The sequence below is a fragment of the Zoogloea sp. genome (assembly GCF_023150065.1).
Taxonomy (GTDB): Bacteria; Pseudomonadota; Gammaproteobacteria; order Burkholderiales; family Rhodocyclaceae; genus Zoogloea.
Genome location: NZ_JAKLLN010000108.1, coordinates 1 through 747, shown reverse-complemented (window position 1 = coordinate 747; position 747 = coordinate 1). Strand labels below are relative to the sequence as shown.

Sequence of the window (747 nt, the reverse complement as noted above, 5' to 3'; positions counted from 1 at the left end):
GGCCGGAGGGGCTCGAAAAAACAGGGCGCAAAAATACCACAGCCGACGAGGGGGCGCCGGCTGCCGATGGGGGCCGGAGGGGTGCCGGCGTCGCGCGAGGCCTCCGGCGGGGCCCGCGCGAGGTTTGCGCCTAGCGGCAGGCCAGCCGGAAGCCGGCGCGGATGGCGTCCTCGTCGAGGCGGCGGCCGATGATCACGATGGTGGTCTCGCGGGCTTCGCCATCTGCCCATTCGCGGCCGTAGTCGAAGCCGGTGACGCGGTGCACGCCCTGGAACACGGCCAGGATGCCCTTGTAGCGCAGCATGTCGTTGCCGTTTTTCAGCAGCAGTTCCTCCACGAAGCTGCCCATCAGGCCGACGTCCACCTCGCCCGGGTGGTGCAGCACCAGCGAGGCGATGTCGTCGTCGTGGCGGACGAAGCTGCGCACCGTGCCGCCGCCGCGGGTGAGGCCGCTGGGGCTTTCCTTGGTGAGGAAGCCCGGGCTCTGCTCGATCACGTCGGAGAGCACGAAGGCATCCAGCGCGAACAGCGCGGCGAGCTCGGCCGGGTCGCTCGGCACCAGGGCGATCGGCACGCGCAGGTTGATGCGGGCGAGGCGGGCCTCGAGGGCCGCCAGGGTGTCGGCGGCGAGGCCATCGGTCTTGGTCAGCAGCACCCGGTCGGCAAAGCCGATCTGGGCGGCGGCGACGCGGTTTTCATCGAGCTGGCGGTCGGCGTGGAGGGCGTCGACGACGGCCAGGATGCCGT

The 747-nt window shown here is 71.4% G+C and carries 1 protein-coding gene; it reads right to left on the bottom strand.

What is annotated here, in order from left to right; translation table 11 throughout:
* Positions 1 to 130: 130 nt before the first annotated feature.
* Positions 131 to 747: GTP-binding protein (locus tag L6Q67_RS23710; protein WP_296576023.1), on the bottom strand; the 617-nt coding region annotated here is incomplete at its 5' end.